General features: G+C 68.0%; 13 protein-coding genes. 11 read left to right on the top strand and 2 right to left on the bottom strand.

The genetic code is table 11. The features are described 5' to 3' along the window. Nucleotides 1-76: 76 nt before the first annotated feature. A complete protein-coding gene (locus ACLJEU_RS00305) occupies nt 77-1336 on the bottom strand; it encodes a restriction endonuclease (RefSeq protein ID WP_414662509.1) in 1260 nt (419 codons plus the stop codon). Nucleotides 1337-1672: 336 nt separating this feature from the next. On the opposite strand from ACLJEU_RS00305, the gene ACLJEU_RS00300 reads away from it, so the two are divergent. The 11 genes from ACLJEU_RS00300 (at nt 1673) to ACLJEU_RS00250 (ending at nt 15719) form a co-directional block, all read left to right on the top strand. Continuing rightward, nucleotides 1673-2368, top strand: coding sequence for a response regulator (locus ACLJEU_RS00300; protein ID WP_414662508.1), 696 nt, complete (start codon nt 1673-1675; stop codon nt 2366-2368). Between the two features lie 43 nt (nt 2369-2411). Continuing rightward, nucleotides 2412-3971 (top strand): PAS domain-containing hybrid sensor histidine kinase/response regulator, encoded by a 1560-nt coding sequence (locus tag ACLJEU_RS00295; RefSeq protein ID WP_414662507.1) that lies wholly within the window; start codon nt 2412-2414, stop codon nt 3969-3971. Beyond that, nucleotides 3968-5503 carry a sensor histidine kinase gene (locus ACLJEU_RS00290; protein ID WP_414662506.1) on the top strand — a complete coding sequence of 512 codons (1536 nt, stop codon included), beginning with the start codon at nt 3968-3970 and terminating at the stop codon, nt 5501-5503. The genes ACLJEU_RS00295 and ACLJEU_RS00290 overlap by 4 nt, the downstream gene beginning before the upstream one ends. Nucleotides 5504-5548: 45 nt before the next feature. Then, on the top strand, nt 5549-8332 hold the full coding sequence (locus tag ACLJEU_RS00285; protein WP_414662505.1) for an ATP-binding protein: 2784 nt from the start codon (nt 5549-5551) through the stop codon (nt 8330-8332). A 45-nt stretch (nt 8333-8377) separates the two neighbouring features. After that, nucleotides 8378-8920, top strand: a complete 543-nt coding sequence (locus ACLJEU_RS00280) for a heme NO-binding domain-containing protein (protein WP_414662504.1) — start codon at nt 8378-8380, stop codon at nt 8918-8920. Further along, complete coding sequence (locus tag ACLJEU_RS00275) at nt 8917-10155, top strand: ATP-binding protein (protein WP_414662503.1); 1239 nt, start codon at nt 8917-8919, stop codon at nt 10153-10155. Before ACLJEU_RS00280 ends, ACLJEU_RS00275 begins: the two co-directional genes overlap by 4 nt. 333 nt (nt 10156-10488) lie before the next feature. Continuing rightward, the gene (locus ACLJEU_RS00270) at nt 10489-11064 is read left to right on the top strand and encodes a chemotaxis protein CheW (protein ID WP_414662502.1); all 576 of its coding nucleotides are present in this window, start codon (nt 10489-10491) and stop codon (nt 11062-11064) included. A 36-nt stretch (nt 11065-11100) separates the two neighbouring features. Then, nucleotides 11101-11589 carry a chemotaxis protein CheW gene (locus tag ACLJEU_RS00265; RefSeq protein WP_414662501.1) on the top strand — a complete coding sequence of 163 codons (489 nt, stop codon included), beginning with the start codon at nt 11101-11103 and terminating at the stop codon, nt 11587-11589. 172 nt (nt 11590-11761) lie between these two features. After that, nucleotides 11762-13216, top strand: a complete 1455-nt coding sequence (locus tag ACLJEU_RS00260) for a PAS domain S-box protein (protein WP_414662500.1) — start codon at nt 11762-11764, stop codon at nt 13214-13216. Further along, a complete protein-coding gene (locus ACLJEU_RS00255) occupies nt 13213-15342 on the top strand; it encodes a hybrid sensor histidine kinase/response regulator (RefSeq protein WP_414662499.1) in 2130 nt (709 codons plus the stop codon). The genes ACLJEU_RS00260 and ACLJEU_RS00255 overlap by 4 nt, the downstream gene beginning before the upstream one ends. Beyond that, nucleotides 15339-15719, top strand: a complete 381-nt coding sequence (locus ACLJEU_RS00250) for a response regulator (RefSeq protein WP_414662498.1) — start codon at nt 15339-15341, stop codon at nt 15717-15719. The genes ACLJEU_RS00255 and ACLJEU_RS00250 overlap by 4 nt, the downstream gene beginning before the upstream one ends. 18 nt (nt 15720-15737) lie before the next feature. On the opposite strand, the gene ACLJEU_RS00245 is transcribed toward ACLJEU_RS00250, so the two are convergent. Further along, on the bottom strand, nt 15738-16424 hold the full coding sequence (locus tag ACLJEU_RS00245) for an ankyrin repeat domain-containing protein (RefSeq protein ID WP_414662497.1): 687 nt from the start codon (nt 16422-16424) through the stop codon (nt 15738-15740). Nucleotides 16425-16672 lie beyond the last annotated feature (248 nt).

Below are 16672 nucleotides of genomic sequence, written 5' to 3'. Positions count from 1 at the left end.
GAATCACGCAAATCGACGCGGATGGCGGCATTCGCGGCCCTTCGCGTGATTCGCGGGCCGTGTCTCTGGTCCGAACTCACGGCGCTGCGCCGAGCGGGCTTTCCGTCAGCGCATCGCGGGTCTTCACGGTATAGTGGCACTGCGGGAATTTGCGGCAGACCCATTGCGAAGCCTGGCCGCCGTCGTTCGCGCGCAGCACCAGCTTGAGATGGCAGCGCGGACACGTCGGCGTGGTGTAGTCGCCGCGCGTGATCTCCTCGAGGATGCGTGACCGCACCAGCAGCGCCAGCCGGTTGAACCGGCCGATGAAGTCCTCGCCGGACAGCAGCGTGATTTTATTCTGCCGCGCAAACGCCGCCGCCTCCGTCGTGAAATCGCCGCTGGTAACGAGCAGGCCTTCCGGCACGCGGTTCGCGATCATCACGCCGAACAAATCACGCACGTGCTTCACGTCGACGCGCGGCGTGCCCCACGCGCTGCACTGCACGTAGCAGAACGGACGCTGGGCCTGACCGCGGTAAAGATAAACATCCACGCCGCCGTCGGCCCCGACGCCGTTGCTCTGGGCCCGGACGCCGGTCGCGGTGAAATAGCGCTCCACGAGCAACTCGAAGCGTTTCCACTCCAGACTTCGCAGGAGATCGAGCGGCAGTTCCCAGTCGGATAACGTGGGTGGCTTTGACACATGCGGCGAACGCGAGTCGGACGACGCCACCACGGGCGCGGCGGGAACGAGCGTCGGTTCGGGCGCCGCCACGGGCGTCGCTGGCGTCGCCGCTGCCGTGGTCACCGGCGTTTTCACCAACGCAGCCAGCATCGCACCCGCACGCGTCGTCACAGGGTGGGTTGCACCCGCGGTCGCACCCGTCGTGGCGCGCCGGTTTCGCCGCCAGAGCCAGAGTTTGAAGCCAACGATCGCCACGGCCATGAGCACCATGCCCGTGAACACCAGTTTCACCTGCGCCCAAAGGCCCGATGAACGTGGCCGCGCCGGCGGGGCGGGCCGGGCCACCGTTTTCTCGACGGGCCGAGAAGTCGCTGCGGGCGCAACTGTGACGGGCGTGGAGGAGATCGGCGTGATCGAACCGGACCGTTTCTCCCACTCGACCGTGCCGCCGTCGGTCGGGAGCGGGGTAAGTGAAGTCATGCGGCCGCGTTCGAACACGACCTGAAACGTTGGATACATCCAAATCTCCCGTTCCTTCGCGGCGCTGCGGGAACGCGGGGTGCCGAGCGTACGCAGCACGGAGTCAGGGGACGATCCGACCGGCAGTCCCTGCGCCGAAGCGGAGAGCGTCACCAGCACCAGCAAACCGGTGGCCAAAAGCGTTCGCATGCCGTCGCCGAGCACAACGGCCCGAGTCGGTCCGCCAAGCCTCATCCGCAGGATCGCCGCCGCGGCAGCTGGGATTTACCGTTCCTGAACACGCCGGCGGCGCGACCCGCTTCCGGCCGGTCGCACGGGCGGGGATCGTTGCCCAGATGCCGGGGCGGCTACGCACGGAAACCACTCAGCCGGGAAGCGGGAGTCGCTTGAACGTTCCGCCGGAGTTACTTCCGCCAGCCGGGGCCGCCGCCAGGCAGATTTTGCGCCCGGATAAAACGGTCTAAATCCCGGCCCTGACGAGAACTACTCATTAAAAACCTGAGTGAATTGCCGTATTCTGTCGGTATGCCGCCCGCAACTACAGGTCCCGCCGAGAAAATCGGAGTCATGGTGGTCGAAGATCAGACTGCGATCCGCCAAATGCTCGTGGCCTTCGTGGCGGCGATGCCCGAGTTCGCCGTCGTGGGCCAGGCGGGCGATGTGCAGGAGGCGTTGCGCGTCGCCGAGGCCACAAAGCCCCGCGTGGTCGTGCTGGACTGGATGCTGCTCGGCGGACTCGGCCTGGAGTTCCTGCGCTCCGTGCGCATCGATCCGCCGCCGCACGTACTGATTTTTTCCGCGAATACCACCGACCTCGCCGTGCGCGAATCGCTGGCCGCGGGCGCGAAGGGTTACATCGAAAAGACCGCGAGCTTCACCGAGTTCACCACCGCGTTGAAGGCCGTTGCGGCAGGCCAGACCTATCTCGGCCCGGCCATCACCCGGAGCGTGCAGCGCATCGTGAGCAATCCCGAGGCCGTCGATTCGAACATGGAGCTCTCCGCGCGCGAGCGGGAGGTGCTGCGTTTTCTCGCCGACGGCCTGTCGTCGAAGGAAATCGGCGATCGCCTCGGCATCAGCGTGCGCACGGTCGAGAATCACCGCGCCAGCATCTCCCGCCGCACCGGCCTCCGTTCGGTCGCGCACCTCACGCTGCATGCGATTCGGCTCGGTCTGGTCGAATCGGCGCCCTCCGCACCCGAGCGCGCAGCTGCCGTCTGAGCCCGCGGGCGAAGCCCTCCGCCCCGCTCTCGTGCCACCACTCATGCCAGACCTCTGCACCGCCCGCGACTCTGTGCTCGCCGGAAGCGCCTGCGCACCGCTGGCGTTCCAGGAGCTCGTGGACAGCCTCGACGACGTCGTCTTCCGTTTCGACGAACGCGGCTGCTGGAGTTACCTGAGCCCCGCCTGGGAGAAACGCCTCGGCTGGACGGCTGCGGCGAGCCTCGGCCGGCTCACGCCGAAATTCGTCCATCCCCTCGACCGCGGACAGGTCCTGCGGAAATGGGGCGAGGTGCTTGCCGGACAGATCGACGCGTATCGCGGCGAGGTGCGTTTCAACACCGCGGACGGCGGCTTCCGCTGGATGCTGGTCAGCGCCCGCAGCATCCGCGACGACGCGGGCCTGCTGCGGGGCGGCACCGGCACGCTGACGGACATTTCGGCGGCCAAGGCAGTCGAGGCGGATCTCGTGGCGGCGCGCGCCACGGCAGAGGTCGCGAACAAGGCGAAGAGTGAATTTCTTTCGGCCATGAGCCACGAGCTGCGCACGCCGCTCAACGCCGTCATCGGCCTGAGTGAGTCCCTGCTCGAGGCGGGCGCGGCGGTGGATCCCACCCGCGCGCGGCGCTACCTCGGCATCATTCACGACAGCGGGAAACAGCTGCTCGCGCAGATCAACGACATCCTCGATCTCGCGCGCATCGAGGCCGGTCGTATCCAGCTCAACGTGACGTCGTTCGATCTCGGCCTGCTGGCCGCCGCCGCCGTCGAATCCGCACAGCGCGACGCGCGCGCAAAACAGCTCGCCACCGAGGTCAACCGTCCACCCGCGCCGCTGATCGTCAGCGCCGACGAGCGGCTGCTGCGGCAGGTCGTGCAGAACCTGGTGAGCAACGCGGTCAAGTTCACGCCGGCCAAGGGCACCGTCACCGTCACCGTTGCAATCAACGCCGCGGGCGCGGTCGTCATTGCGGTGCGCGACACCGGCATCGGTATTCCGCCGGACAAACTGGACCGGTTGTTCAAACCCTTTTCGCAGGTCGATTCGTCGCTGGCGCGCGCCTTTGGCGGCACCGGCCTCGGACTCGTGCTGGTGGAGCGGCTGGTGCGATTGCACGGCGGCACCGTCACCGTGGCGAGCACGCCCGGCGCGGGCAGCACCTTCACGATCGAGCTGCCCGCGTCGATCGTCGTGCCGCCGGTCACCCGGCCCGCCGATCTGCCGCCGCGCGCCCGCCGCGTCGTCCTCGTCGACGACGATCCGCGCCAGCACACCCTCGTAGGCGACTACCTACGCGATCACAGGATCGAGGTGGTGCACTGCGACAGCGGCGAGGCGGCGCTGCAGGCGATCGCCGCGGCCGAGCCGGGCCTGGCGCTGGTCGACATCAACATGCCCGGCATGAACGGCCTCGATCTGATCGCGCGCCTCCGCCAGACGCCGCACGGCCGCGACCTGCCGATCGTGGCCGTCAGCGCGCTCACCGAGGCGGAAGCCGTGGCCCGTTGCCGCACCGCCGGGGCCAACGCGCACCTGCCCAAACCCGTTTCGCTCACCGCCCTCGCCCTCAACCTTCGCACCTTCGCCGGCCTCGCTCCATGAAACCCAAGATCCTCATCGTCGACGATGAACCGCTCAACCTCGCGACGCTCGAAGCCTTTCTCGCCGGCGACGCGTACGACCTGCTCTTCGCCGAGAACGGCCCCGACGCGCTCGCGCTCGCGCGGCTCCACCAGCCCGATCTGATCCTGCTGGATGTCATGATGCCGGAGATGGACGGCTTCACCGTCTGCCGCACGATCCGCCGCGACGCGATCATCGGCCGCATTCCGATCCTGCTGATCACCGCGCTCGACGACAGCGCGTCGCGGCTCGAGGGCCTCGACGCCGGGGCGGACGACTTCCTGACCAAGCCCTGCCGCCGCGAGGAAATCCGCGCCCGCGTGCGGACCGTGGCGTCGCTCAACCGGTTTCGCAGCATCGCCGAGCAGCGCGCGCGCTTCGAGCATCTCTACGAGCTCGCGCCGGGCGCCATTGTGCTCACGGACATCGACGGCCGCGTCGTGGCGGCAAACGCCCGCGCCGAAGGCCACCGCATCGGCGAGCCAATCTTCAGCCAGTTTCATCCCGACTCCACGCCGGTGCTCCGCTCCGCGATCGTCGACGCGATGCTCGACAACAGCGCGTCCGCCGCGCGCGAGGTGCGCGCGGGCACCGGGGAGCAGGAACGCGTGTTCAACGTTCGCGCGGCCTTCGTGCCGGAAGGCGCCAGCCGGCTCGTGATGCTGGTCTTCGACGACGTGACCGCGGAGGTGCAGGCGCGCCGGAAGCTGGAAACGATGAACGAGGAGCTGGAGCGACAAGTCCGCGCCCGCACGCGCGAACTCGAGGAATCGAACGGGCTGCTGATGTCGTACGCCAATTTCGTTTCCCACGATCTCCGGTCTCCGCTCACCGTCATCAAGGGTTACCTCTCGCTCATTCAAGAGGGCGTGGTGCCGTTGAACGCCGAGGCCGCGCCGCTGATCGACCGGGCGTTTCAGTCGACGCTCACAATGCAGGAACTCATCCAGAACATCCTGCAGCTTGCGCAGGACGAACATGACGGCCAGCGCGGTGACGCCAGCATCTGCGTCGACGCGACGCCGGTGATCTCCCGCCTCTGGATGCGCGTGCGAGACTTGTTTCCCGCGGTCACGCCGCGCTTCGATCTGGCGCCGTTGCCGGAAGTGGGTGTCAGCGCCGTCGTGATCGAGCGCATCTTCTACAATCTGCTTTCCAACGCGCTGAAGTACTCGTCGGCACAGGCGGAGCCGGTCGTGACCGTCGGCGCCACGCTCTCGCCGGAAGGTCCGGTCCTTTTCGTGCGCGACAACGGCGTCGGCTTCGACGCGCGTGATTCAGACAAGCTGTTCCGCGAGTTTTCGCGGCTGTCGACGGCCGGCACCACGGAAGGCTTCGGGCTCGGCCTGTCGCTCGTCGCGCGCCTCGTCCGCGCGCATGGCGGCCGAATCTGGGCGGAAAGCGCGGTCGGCGCAGGCGCGACGTTCTTCGTGCAGCTGCCCGCGCCGCGGGCCGCGAGTGCGGAGAGCGCAGACACGCCGGAACTTCAGCCCGTGGCGGCAACCGGTTAAACCGGATGACGCCCGCACCCACCCCACCCGGGCCGGGCTGACGCCATGAAACGATCGCTTCGCCATCCGGGACGCGTGGCCGCGCTGGTCGCGGTTGCCACCGTGCTCAACACGGTGCCGATCATGCTGCCCGGTGACGTATCCCTTTTCCCGGGACCGTTCGTCTACATGCCGCTGGTGCTGATCCTGCCGCGGACCTGGGCGATCCTCGCGGCCGCGGTGCCGATGAGCGCGACGCTGTTCATCCTCGGCGATCCGTTCACGCTGATGATCTCCACCGCGGAGGCGGTCTGGCTGGCATTTGCCCGCCGGCGCTCACGGGTCACGCAGGATGGCATTTTCTGGGTCGCCATCGGCCTGCCCGCGATCGGCCTCCTCCATCTCGGCGTCGCGCGGCAGCCGCTCGATGTGACCGCGATCGTCGCGATGAAACAGATTCTGAATCACATCTCGGCGGTCGCGATCGCGGTGTTTCTGCTGCGCATCACCCGGCTGGCCGGGTGGCTGGACGAAATTGAAACGCCCCGCGCGCGGATGCGGGACATGGTGTTTCAGGCGGCGTTCGTGCTGGCCATGGTTCCGCTCGTGCTCGTCGGCATCGGCATGTCGATGCTGCTGCGAACGTATTGTGAACGCGAGGACCGCGAGGTGCTCGCCGAGACGAGCCGGCGGCTGTCGCGGCAGCTCGGACTGTTCCTCAGCACGCACCAGGCGGCCGTCGAGACGCTGGGCAACGTCATCAGCCGCGGCGGCACCGATCCGACGGCGCTGCTCGAGGAAACGCGCCGCACGCATCCGGCGTTTCTCACCATGCTCGTCACCGACGCCTCCGGCCGGCTGACGCACACCGCTCCCGCGCGCTCCCTGGAGCGCCTGCCGTTCCGGACCGTGGACGATCGCGAGTACTTCAAGCGCGCGCGCGATCTCAACCGCACGTTTGTCAGCGGCGTGTTTCGCGGACGCGGCTTCGGCCGCGACATCATCATGGCGATCAGCACGCCGCTGCGCGACGCCAACGGCGCGTTTGCCGGCGTCGTGCAGGCCTCGCTCGAGGTGCACCACTTCGCCAAGCTCATCGTCGGCACCCGGCAGCTCGAGGACGTGGAGTTGATCTTCTGCGATGCGAACGGCCGCGTGATCTACGCCGATGCGGCCTCGGGCATTCCCTCGCTCGCCAACCTGCATCACACGCCCCAGGGCGTGCTGCTCAAAAGCGACTCGCCCGATGTGCCGGCGCTCGTGGACCGCACCGATCCGCAAACCGGCACGACGCGGCTCAAGGCCTTCGCCTCGCCGGCGGAAGCGGCCGGGGTGAAGGTGATCGCCCAGCGCCGGCTGCTCGCCGGCCTCGAGGGCAGCGGCTGGGTCTTCGTGCTTTTCGGCGGCGTCGCCGTCGGCATCGCCGTCGCCGCGGCGCTCGTGGCGCGATCGACGCGGCGGCGCACGGCGCTGCCGCTGGAACACTTCGCCGCCAACGCCAACCGCCAGGCGGAATTGAGCACGGTCGAGCCGATCCGAAACACCAATCCCGACGCCCCGTACGAAGTGGCGATGGTGTTCCACGCCTTCAACCAGCTCGCCACGCAACTCCAGGTCACGCACGCGATGCTCCGGCGCAACAACGAGGAGCTGGACCGCCGCGTGATTGAGCGCACCGCGGAGGCGGACGCGGCGCGGCGTCAGGCCGAGGCCGCGAGCCAGTCGAAGACCGACTTCCTCGCCACAACCAGCCACGAGATTCGCACGCCGCTGAACGCGATCATCGGCCTGGCGGAATCGCTCGCCGAGAAGACCGCCGATCCCACGGCGGCGGAGCGCCTCCGCACGATCCGGAATTCGGGCCAGCGCCTGCTCGGCGTCGTGAACGATCTCCTCGATCTTTCCCGCGTCGAAGCCGGCAAACTCGAGCTGCGGCCCGCCCCGCTGGAACTCGGCGCGCTGTGCGGCGAGGTGCAGTCGCTCTTCGCCCTGCGCGCGCAAAAACAGGGCCTCGATCTCGCGCTGGAAGTGGAGGCCCGGGTTCCGCTGTGGATCGAAACCGACGGTCCGCGGCTCCTGCAGGTGCTGATCAATCTCGTCGGCAACGCGCTCAAGTTCACCGAGGCCGGTCGGGTCACGCTGCGTGTCACGGTGGAATCCGATCTCGGATCCGAGCTCACCCTCCGTTTTGCCGTGATCGACACCGGACCCGGCATCTCGGCCGAGCAGCAGTCGCGGTTGTTCCAGCCGTATGTGCAGCTCGAAGGCGGACTCCAGGCCTCCGTGCCCGGAACCGGACTCGGCCTTTCCATCAGCCGTCGGCTGGTCGATCTATTCGGCGGCACGCTGGCCGTGCACAGCGCCGAGGGCGCGGGCGCCGAGTTCCATTTCGCGATCACCGTGCCGCGCGTGGCGGCGCCTCCATCCACGCCGGCCGCACCGTCGCCCGCCGCGGGCCGATCGGATCTCCGCGTGCTCGCCGTCGACGACAACATCGCCAATCAGGAAGTCCTGCGCAGCCTGCTCGAGACGCACTGCGACCACCTGGTCGTCGTCGACAGCGCCGACGCCGCGCTGACGGAGCTCGAGCGCGAGGCGTTCGACGTCGCACTGGTCGATCTCGAGATGCCGGTGGCCGACGGCTACACGGTGGCCCGCGCCGTGCGCGCGTGGCAGGGCGGTGAGGCCTCGCGCGGCTGCCGGCTCGTCGCGTTCTCCGCTCACGGCCGCGATGAAGTGTGGGGCCGCTGCGCCGCGAGCGGCTTCGACGATTATGTCGGCAAACCCATCGATCGGCGGGAACTCCTGCGCGTCGTCGACGAGTCCGCCACCGCCCGCACCCGGAGCTGAAACCCGCCCGCCCTTTTCGTCCCAACCCTCAATCCCACTCACGCCATGTACGGAATGGTCAACAAGGCAGTCGAAGAGATGGTCGTGTCCGCCCACGGCGAAACCGTGTGGCGCGACATCAAGCGGCGCGCCGGCGTGACGGAGGAGGTCTTCATCAGCAACGAAGGCTATCCCGACGAGATCACGTACCGGCTCGTGGGCGCGGCGAGCGAGCTGATGCAGACGCCGCCGGAAAAGATCCTGCACGCCTTCGGCGAGCACTGGGTGTTGAACACCGCGCGGAAAGGCTACGGGCACATGATGGCCGCGGGCGGCAAAAGCCTCGGCGAGTTCCTCTGCAACCTGCCGCACTTCCATGACCGCGTGGCGCTGATCTATCCGAAGCTCGTGCCGCCGCGGTTCGAGGTCACGGACCGCACCGCGACGTCATTGAAACTCCACTACATCACGCATCGCGCGGGGCTCACGCCGTTCGTGGAGGGCCTGCTCAGCGGCCTCGGCCGGATGTTCGACACCGCGGCGCGCGTCACGCTGCTGCAGTCGAAGGCCGGCGGCGGCGATCACGACATCTTTCTGGTGGAGTGGTGAACGCCGCACCCGCCAACGCCATCACGCTCTCGGCCGCGGAGTTCGACGCGGTCTTCCCCTTCCATGTCGCGATGGGTGGCGACGGCCGCATCACGCGCACCGGACGTTCGCTGGCGAAGGTCGCACCCGCGGCCCGGCCCGGCGTGGCGTTCGACGCCGTGTTCGCGCCGCAACGACCGGACGATCCCTTCGAGACGACGCGCCTGCGGGCCGCCGACGAACGCCTCTACACCATCCGCGCCATCGCGGGCGGCGTGATTTTTCGCGGCCAGATGCAGGTGCTCGGCGACGGCGTGGTGTTTCTCGGCTCGCCGTGGCTCGGAGATACGCGCGACCTCGAAAAAATCGGCCTGACGTTGACCGACTTCGCGGTGCACGACCCGACGCTCGATCTGCTCCAGGCGCTGCAGGTCCAGCGCATCGCCGCGGACGATCTGCACCGGCTCGCGGATCAGCTGCGCATCCAGAGCGCGCAGCTCGAGAGTTCGGCGCGGGTGAAGGACACGTTTCTCGCCAGCATGAGCCACGAACTTCGCACGCCGCTGGTCGGCATCCTCGGCCTGACCGAAAGCATGATTGAAGGCGTCGCCGGCACGCTCAACGAAAAGCAGGCGCGCTACCTGCGGATCGTGGAGGGCAGCGGCCGGCGGCTGCTCGCCCTCGTGAACGACATCCTCGATCTCGCGCGGATCGAGGCGGGCCAGGAGCAGCTCGCCAAACACGAGTGCCTCGTGAGCGAGATCTGCCAGGCGAGCATTCACTCGGTCCGGCCGTTCGTGACCAAGCGCCGCCAACAGCTCCACTACGACGGCGTGCCCAATGATCTCCGGATGATCGTCGACAGCCGGCGGATCAAGCAGGCGCTGGACAATCTGCTGGAGAACGCCTCGAAGTTCACCCGCGAGGAAGGCACGCTCGGCCTGCGTGTGGTCGTGGTGGAGCGCACGCTGCGTTTCGAAGTGTGGGACGAGGGCATCGGGATCTCCGCCGACGAAATTCCCCGTCTCTTCCAACCTTTCGTCCAGCTCGATGGCCGGCTGGCGCGCCGCTACGACGGCTCCGGCCTCGGCCTCGCGCTCGTGAAACAGCTGGTGCGACTCCACCAGGGCGACGTCGAGGTGATCAGCCAGCCTGGCAAGGGCTCGCGCTTCACGCTGGTGATTCCCGCGGGCATCGAACCCACGGCCGCACTGCGCTCGCCGTCGGTTCCGACGGGCAGCGTGACGGTCGGGTAAGTCGCACCGAAGCAGCGGCCCACGAAATGCGGCCGCCATCCCCGCCGCAACGCGGACGTCCGTGCCGGGATTGCGCAGACGCTTCGGATACCTCCAAACCATCCGCCTGGTCCGCGTGATCGGGGTTCTGGCCCGAAACCCCGGGGCGATCGATGTTACCTGCGGACAAGGGAGTTGCGCGGTTGACGACGATGGCGAAATCCCGGGCACGTAGAGGTCCGGCCGGCGATTGAGTAGATCCGCTCCCGCGACGCTGGAGCGGCGATCCGGTAGAGTGGTGGCGTCAAGGGAGCCGCCTCCGCGGACCCCGTCTTACCCTCCACTCTGCCGCCAATGAATTCCGTCCTCTGCTCCCAGTCTCGCGCCGCTGTCCATTCCGCCCTGCCGGAGGCGATCGAGACCTGCTGCATCGCCGCACCTCGTTCCGACCTGGCACCGACATCCGCCGATTCCGCTGAAATCTACACCAACGTCGTGCTCGGCGGGAACCCCTACGCCATCGCCGATGAGCGCATCTGCGCCGTGATTCCGCTGCCGTACCTCACCGCCATCCCGCAACTGCCGCGTTATGTGAAGGGTCTGTGCACGTTTCGCGATCGTCTGATTCCGGTGGTGGATCTGCGCACCAAGTACGGCCTCCCGGACGCACTCACGGACGACACCCGCGTGGTGGTGATCCAGACCGAGCTGGCGCCGGGGCGCGAACGCCAGATGGGGCTGATCTTCGATCGCGTCGGTGGAGCGGTCGCGTTTTCCGCCAACCAGTTTGCCGCCCTCTCGCTCGGTGGCTCGACCAAGCCCGCCGACTATCTGCTCGGCCTTGTTCCCACCACCAACGGCGTGCGCCTGCTCCTCGAGGTCAACCTCGCCGTCACCGCGGAGCTCATGGAGCTCATGCGCAGCAACTGAACCGCGTCACGTCGAAACCGCCCGCCGATGTACGCGATGAACGAAGTCTCACCCGTCAGCCTGCCGCCGCCCCGCGAATCCTATCTCACATTCATGGTCGGCGGAGAATGCTACTGTCTGCCCTTCCTGCGCGTCGCGGAAGTGCGCACGCTCCGCAACTCCGCGCCGGTGCTTGCGGCACCCGCGTTCGAGCACGGCTTTGTGATGCTGCACGGGCGCTCGATTCCCCTGGTTGACCTGCGGGTTCGCTTCGGCTCCGCGGCGCATTTCAACTCCGAGACCCGCATCGTCGTCGCCTGGATTTCCCGTGCCCGCCGTCCGGATACGTCCATCGCCCTGATGGTCGACCGGGTGGAGAATCTCGTCCCGATCGATTCAGCGACCGTCGACACCGCGTCCTGCGCGGGCTTCAGGATTGCGGAAGGATTCATCCGCGGCATCGCCTCGCTCAACGGCACCGCGACCGCGCTCCTCGACCTTGAGGAGTTGATCGATCCGACGATCGAACAGCTGCAGCAGCGCTAGTTCGCGGCGGGCAGGGCGAGCGCGGAGTCCCGCAGGGGTCCGCCTCGCATCGACCTCATCTGGACGGGCTTGCCCTGGTGGCGGGGATGTCGATAGTTTGGTCTTCAGCACCGGGCCCTTTGTGCCGCTCCTTCCAGCAAAGGGCACACCGATGGCTCGAACCCCTGCGCCCATGACTGACGTCTCCGCCCTTTCTTCGGCCGGCCCCCGCGGCAGCGGCCAGCGGCGCAGATTCCTCCTGAGCTATGCCCTGGCGATGGCCGGCACGGCGGTCGCGTGGTGGATCTGCTACGCGCTGGACTCGGCCCTGACCGAGAACGCGGCCCTGGTGATCTTCACGCCGCCGATCATGCTGGCGGGTTATCTGGGCGGGCTGACGCCCGGCCTGCTGATGACGGCCCTGACGCTCGTCGTGGCGCGCTATGGGATTTTCGGTCCCGACCTGCATGCCCACGCCGGCACCAGCTCCGAGTGGTGGCACCTGGCGATGCTCGGCGTATCCGGAATTGTGATCAGTGCCCTGAACGGTGCCATCCACCGGTCGCGGCAGCGCGCGCTGCAGACGGCGGCCGACGAGCGCGAGGCCCGGATCAAACTGGCCGCGGCCCTGGCGGCGGCGGATCGGTTGCGCACCGCGCTCGACGAGCATGCGATCGTCGCCATCACGGATCCACAGGGCACCATCACCTACGCGAACGAGCGCTTCTGCGCCATTTCGGGCTATTCCCGCGCGGAGCTCGTCGGGCAGAACCATCGCCTCGTGAATTCGGGCCACCACTCGAAGGCCTTTTTCCGCGAACTCTGGGCCACGATCAGCCAGGGCCGGGTGTGGCGCGGTGAAATCAAGAATCGGGCCCGGGACGGATCGTTCTACTGGGTGGCCTCGACCCTGATGCCGATCCTCGATGACCAGGGCAAACCGCGGCAGTACGTCGCCATTCGCGTGGACATCACCGAGCGCAAACGGGCCGAGGCGCTGCTTGCGGGCCAGTCGCAGGTGTTGGAAATGATCAGCACGGGGCGTCCGCTCAACGATACGCTGGACGTGCTGGTCCGCATGCTGGAGCTGCAGTCGCCGGAGACGTTGGGCGCGCTGCTGGTGATTGACACCGACGGCGGACTGCTGCGCTTCGGCGCCGCGCCGAGCCTGCCCCGGGCGTTCACGCGGGCGATGGACGGACTCGTCATCGAGAATTCCGGCTGTCCGTGCAGCGCCGCCGCCTACCGGCGCGAACCGGTGATGGTGGCGGACATCGCCCGGGACGCGCCGGACGCCCCCTACGCCTCGCTCGCCCTGCAGCACGGCCTGCGCGCGTGCTGGTCGACGCCCGTGTTCGGGGAGCGAGAGCAGGTGCTGGGAACGTTCGCAATTTGGTACCGTCAGCCGGCCGACTCCAAGGCCGGCGACCACCGGCTGGTGGAAATGGTCACCCACCTGGCGGCGCTGGCCATCGACCGGCACCGCGCCGAGACGCGGACCCGCGAGCAGCTGGACGAATTGCTGCGCTGGCAGGAGGTGATGCTGGACCGCGAGGATCGTGTCATTGCCCTGAAGGCGGAGGTCAACGACCTGCTCTTCCAGCGGGGCCGGCCCGCCACCTACGAAACTCCCCCTCGTTCGCCGTGATCATCGCCGCCAAGCCCGCCAACGAATCCAGCCGCGTAGCGGCACTGCGGCGTTACGAGATTCTGGATACCGCGCCCGACCAGGCCTTCGACGACCTCGTGTTTCTCGCCAGCGAAATCTGCCAGGCCCCGGCGGCCATGGTCACGCTCATCGACGAGAACCGCCAGTGGTTCAAGGCCCGCCTCGGGCTCGATCTCTCCGAGACGTCGCGCGATCTGGCGTTCTGCGCCCATTCCATTCTCCAGGGAGATCAGGTCTTCGAGGTGCCGGATGCCTCCGAGGATCCGCGCTTCGCTGATCACCCCGCGGTCGTGGACGGCCCCAGGTTCCGGTTCTACGCCGGTGCCCCGCTGGTCGATCCCGACGGCCACGCCCTCGGCACCGTCTGCGTGATGGATCACGTGCCGCGCACCCTGCCGCCGGAGAAACGCGAGGCTCTCCGGGCCCTGAGCCGGCGCGCGGTCGCGCAACTGGAATTGCGGCACCAGGCCCGCGCCCTCGCCGCGAGCGAGAAGGAGGCCGGACGGATGCTCGCGCTCGCCGAAAAATCCCGCCGCGCCCTCCTGAGCGTGCTGGAGGACGAGCGCCGCGTCGTCCGCAGCCTGCGCGACAGCGAGGAGCGCTTCCGCCTGCTCGCCGAAAACATCGCCGAGGCGTTCTGGATCATGGATCCCCTGCGCCGGGCGATGATCTACGTGAGCCCCGCCTACGCCACGATCTGGGGCCGGAGCTGCGAAAGCCTGTACGCGAATCCCACCACGTGGATTGAATCCATTCATCCCGACGATCGCAGCCGGGTCGCCGCCGCCACCGCGCGCCGGATCCAGGGCAGCTACCAGGAAATTTATCGGATTACGCGGCCCGACGGCGCCGTGCGCTGGATCCGTGACCGCGGGTTTCCCGTGCGCGACGACACGGACCAGGTGCTGCGCGTGGTCGGCCACGCCGAAGACATCACCGAGACCCGCCGGCTCGAGGAGCAATACCTTCAGGCCCAGAAGATGGAAGCCATCGGCACGCTCGCCGGCGGCATCGCCCACGATTTCAACAACATCCTCGGCGTCATCAACGGCTACACGGAACTCGCCCAGATGAGCACGACCGATGCCGTCGTGCTGGAGCATCTCGGCTACGTCCGCCAGGCCGGAACTCGCGCCGCCGATCTCGTCCGCCAGATCCTCGCCTTCAGCCGGAAGGAGGAACAGGCCCGGCGCCCGGTCCAGATGAAGCACATTGTCGCGGAGGCGCTGAAACTCCTGCGCGCCACGATCCCGAGTTCCATCGAGTTCAAACTCGATCTTGATCGCGATCCGCCCGTCGTCCTCGCCGATCCGACGCAGCTCCACCAGATCGTGATGAACCTGTGCACGAACGCCTGGCACGCCATGCGGGAGCAACCCGGCGTGCTTGAGGTCTGCCTCAAGGCCGTCGAGCTGCAGCACCCGCTGGCCGTGCTCAACACCGAACTGCCCGCCGGCCGCTATGCTTGTCTCACGATCGCGGATACCGGCGTCGGCATGGATGAGACCACGCTGAGCCGGATGTTCGAGCCGTTCTACACCACGAAAGGACCGGGCGAGGGCACCGGCCTCGGCCTGGCGGTCGTCCATGGCATCGTGCGCAGCCACGAGGCCGGCATCACGGCAACCAGCCGGCCCGGCGCCGGCACCACGTTCCGCCTTTATTTTCCCTCCCACTCGCTCGAAGCGATCACCCCGGCCATCGCGGCCGGCGTCGTGCCCTCCGGTCACGGCGAACGCATCCTGGTGGTCGATGACGAGGCTCTCCTCGTCCAGGTCACCCGCAAATCGCTCGAGGAACTCGGCTACAAGGTCGAAGTCAGCACCAACCCGTTGAGCGCGCTGGAGGAGTTTCGCCGCCGGCCCGCCGACTTCGATCTCGTCGTGACGGATCTCACCATGCCCCGGATGAGCGGCATCGAACTGGCCGGCGCCCTGCTCGCCATCCGGCCCGACATCCCCATCATTCTCACCACCGGGTACACCGCGACCGTGAATGCCGAACGCGCCCGCGCCGCCGGCATCCGCGAGTTCGTGCTCAAGCCGCTCTCCTTCGACATCCTCGGCGCGACCGTGCATCGCGTCCTGTCCGCCGCCGCGCCATGAACCTTTCCCCCCGTATTCTGGTGGCCGAGGACGACGCCCTGATGCGTCAGATGCTTCGGGCCACGCTGGAACAGGCCGGCTACGTCGTCGAAGTCGCCGTCAACGGCCGTGAAGCGGTCGCGCATCAACAGCGCGCTGCCTTCCACGTTTTGCTCACCGACCTCGTGATGCCCGAACAGGAGGGCCTCGAAACCATCATGGAATTCCGCCGGCATCACCCGGCGGTGAAAATCATCGCGATGTCCGGCGGCGGTCGCGGCAACGCCGAGGACTATCTTTCCGTCGCCGCCAAACTGGGCGCCCGCCAGGTGCTGGCCAAGCCGTTCTCGACCGAAGTCCTGCTGCGCGCGGTCGCCGACCAGCTGTCGACGAGTTAACGCCAGCCACGTCCGTCGTTACTTCTTCACGTTCTCGAGCAGCGCCACCACCGCGGGCTGCTTGTACTCGCGGGCGAGATCGAGCGCGGTGACGCCGGGCTTCGAACGGATCGAAGGGTCGACGCCCCGGGCCAGCAGGAGCTTGACGATCTCAACGCTTCCCCCCGCGGCCGCCTCGTGCAACGCGGTCCCGCCCAGCTCGCTCAGCAGATTCGGGTTCATGCCGCTGTCGAGCAGGAGCGTTGCAATCTCCACACGGTTCTTCGCCGCCGCGTGGTGCAGCGGCGTCCACCCGATGCGATCCCGCTTCGTCGGGTCCGCCTTCCGTTCCAGCAGCGCCTTCACCACGACGGCGTCACCGCGCTCGACCGCCAGATGCAACGGCGTGCGACCCGACGTATCCGGAGCCTGGACATCCGCGCCCGCCTCGAGCAGCAGCGGCACGATCTTCAGCTGCCGGCGCAGAATCGCCTGATGCAGCGGCGACAACTTGGCGTCCTTGGTGCCGCGCACCGCCGCAGGGTCGCGTTGCAGATGGCGTTTCACGTCCTCGACGTCGCCCTTCGCGATCGCCTCGTCGAGCGTCGCATGCACCAGCGCCGCCGGCGCGGCCCCGGTCGTCGCCGCGCGGCCCGGACCGGCACCCGCGGCAGCGAGAACGACAAGCAAGAGGAGTCGGGTGGGAACGCGGGGCAGGGAGTTCATGGGAGGAGCGCCCCCAGCATCGGCGCGAACGCGCGCATGGCAAGCGGAGCCCACACCACCGGGAGCGCCGGTCACCGGCCGGCTTCTCCTCGGACCCTGAACACTTGAGGCCAGTGGGACGCCTGCGTTTCCGGTTCGCACCGTTGCGAGCGATCGGCTCCCCCCCATCCAGGCTCACCCGCCGAACCAAATCCAGCACTCGTTCCCAGCGCAACAAAGCTGGCCAGCGCCTTCGGTCGAGGCCACGC

The sequence above is a fragment of the Terrisphaera buseokensis genome (genome assembly GCF_047521145.2).
Taxonomy (GTDB): domain Bacteria; phylum Verrucomicrobiota; class Verrucomicrobiia; order Opitutales; family Opitutaceae; genus ER46.
Note: the sequence above shows the minus strand (reverse complement) of the source record. Positions and strands in the feature narration are given on the sequence as shown.

Bases quoted from the DNA above. Each gene is read 5' to 3' on its own strand.
- ACLJEU_RS00305 (WP_414662509.1), bottom strand. From the start codon at position 1,336: ATGCGAACGCTTTTGGCCACCGGTTTGCTGGTGCTGGTGACGCTCTCC.
- ACLJEU_RS00300 (WP_414662508.1), top strand. From the start codon at position 1,673: ATGCCGCCCGCAACTACAGGTCCCGCCGAGAAAATCGGAGTCATGGTG.
- ACLJEU_RS00295 (WP_414662507.1), top strand. From the start codon at position 2,412: ATGCCAGACCTCTGCACCGCCCGCGACTCTGTGCTCGCCGGAAGCGCC.
- ACLJEU_RS00290 (WP_414662506.1), top strand. From the start codon at position 3,968: ATGAAACCCAAGATCCTCATCGTCGACGATGAACCGCTCAACCTCGCG.
- ACLJEU_RS00285 (WP_414662505.1), top strand. From the start codon at position 5,549: ATGAAACGATCGCTTCGCCATCCGGGACGCGTGGCCGCGCTGGTCGCG.
- ACLJEU_RS00280 (WP_414662504.1), top strand. From the start codon at position 8,378: ATGTACGGAATGGTCAACAAGGCAGTCGAAGAGATGGTCGTGTCCGCC.
- ACLJEU_RS00270 (WP_414662502.1), top strand. From the start codon at position 10,489: ATGAATTCCGTCCTCTGCTCCCAGTCTCGCGCCGCTGTCCATTCCGCC.
- ACLJEU_RS00265 (WP_414662501.1), top strand. From the start codon at position 11,101: ATGAACGAAGTCTCACCCGTCAGCCTGCCGCCGCCCCGCGAATCCTAT.
- ACLJEU_RS00260 (WP_414662500.1), top strand. From the start codon at position 11,762: ATGACTGACGTCTCCGCCCTTTCTTCGGCCGGCCCCCGCGGCAGCGGC.
- ACLJEU_RS00250 (WP_414662498.1), top strand. From the start codon at position 15,339: ATGAACCTTTCCCCCCGTATTCTGGTGGCCGAGGACGACGCCCTGATG.
- ACLJEU_RS00245 (WP_414662497.1), bottom strand. From the start codon at position 16,424: ATGAACTCCCTGCCCCGCGTTCCCACCCGACTCCTCTTGCTTGTCGTT.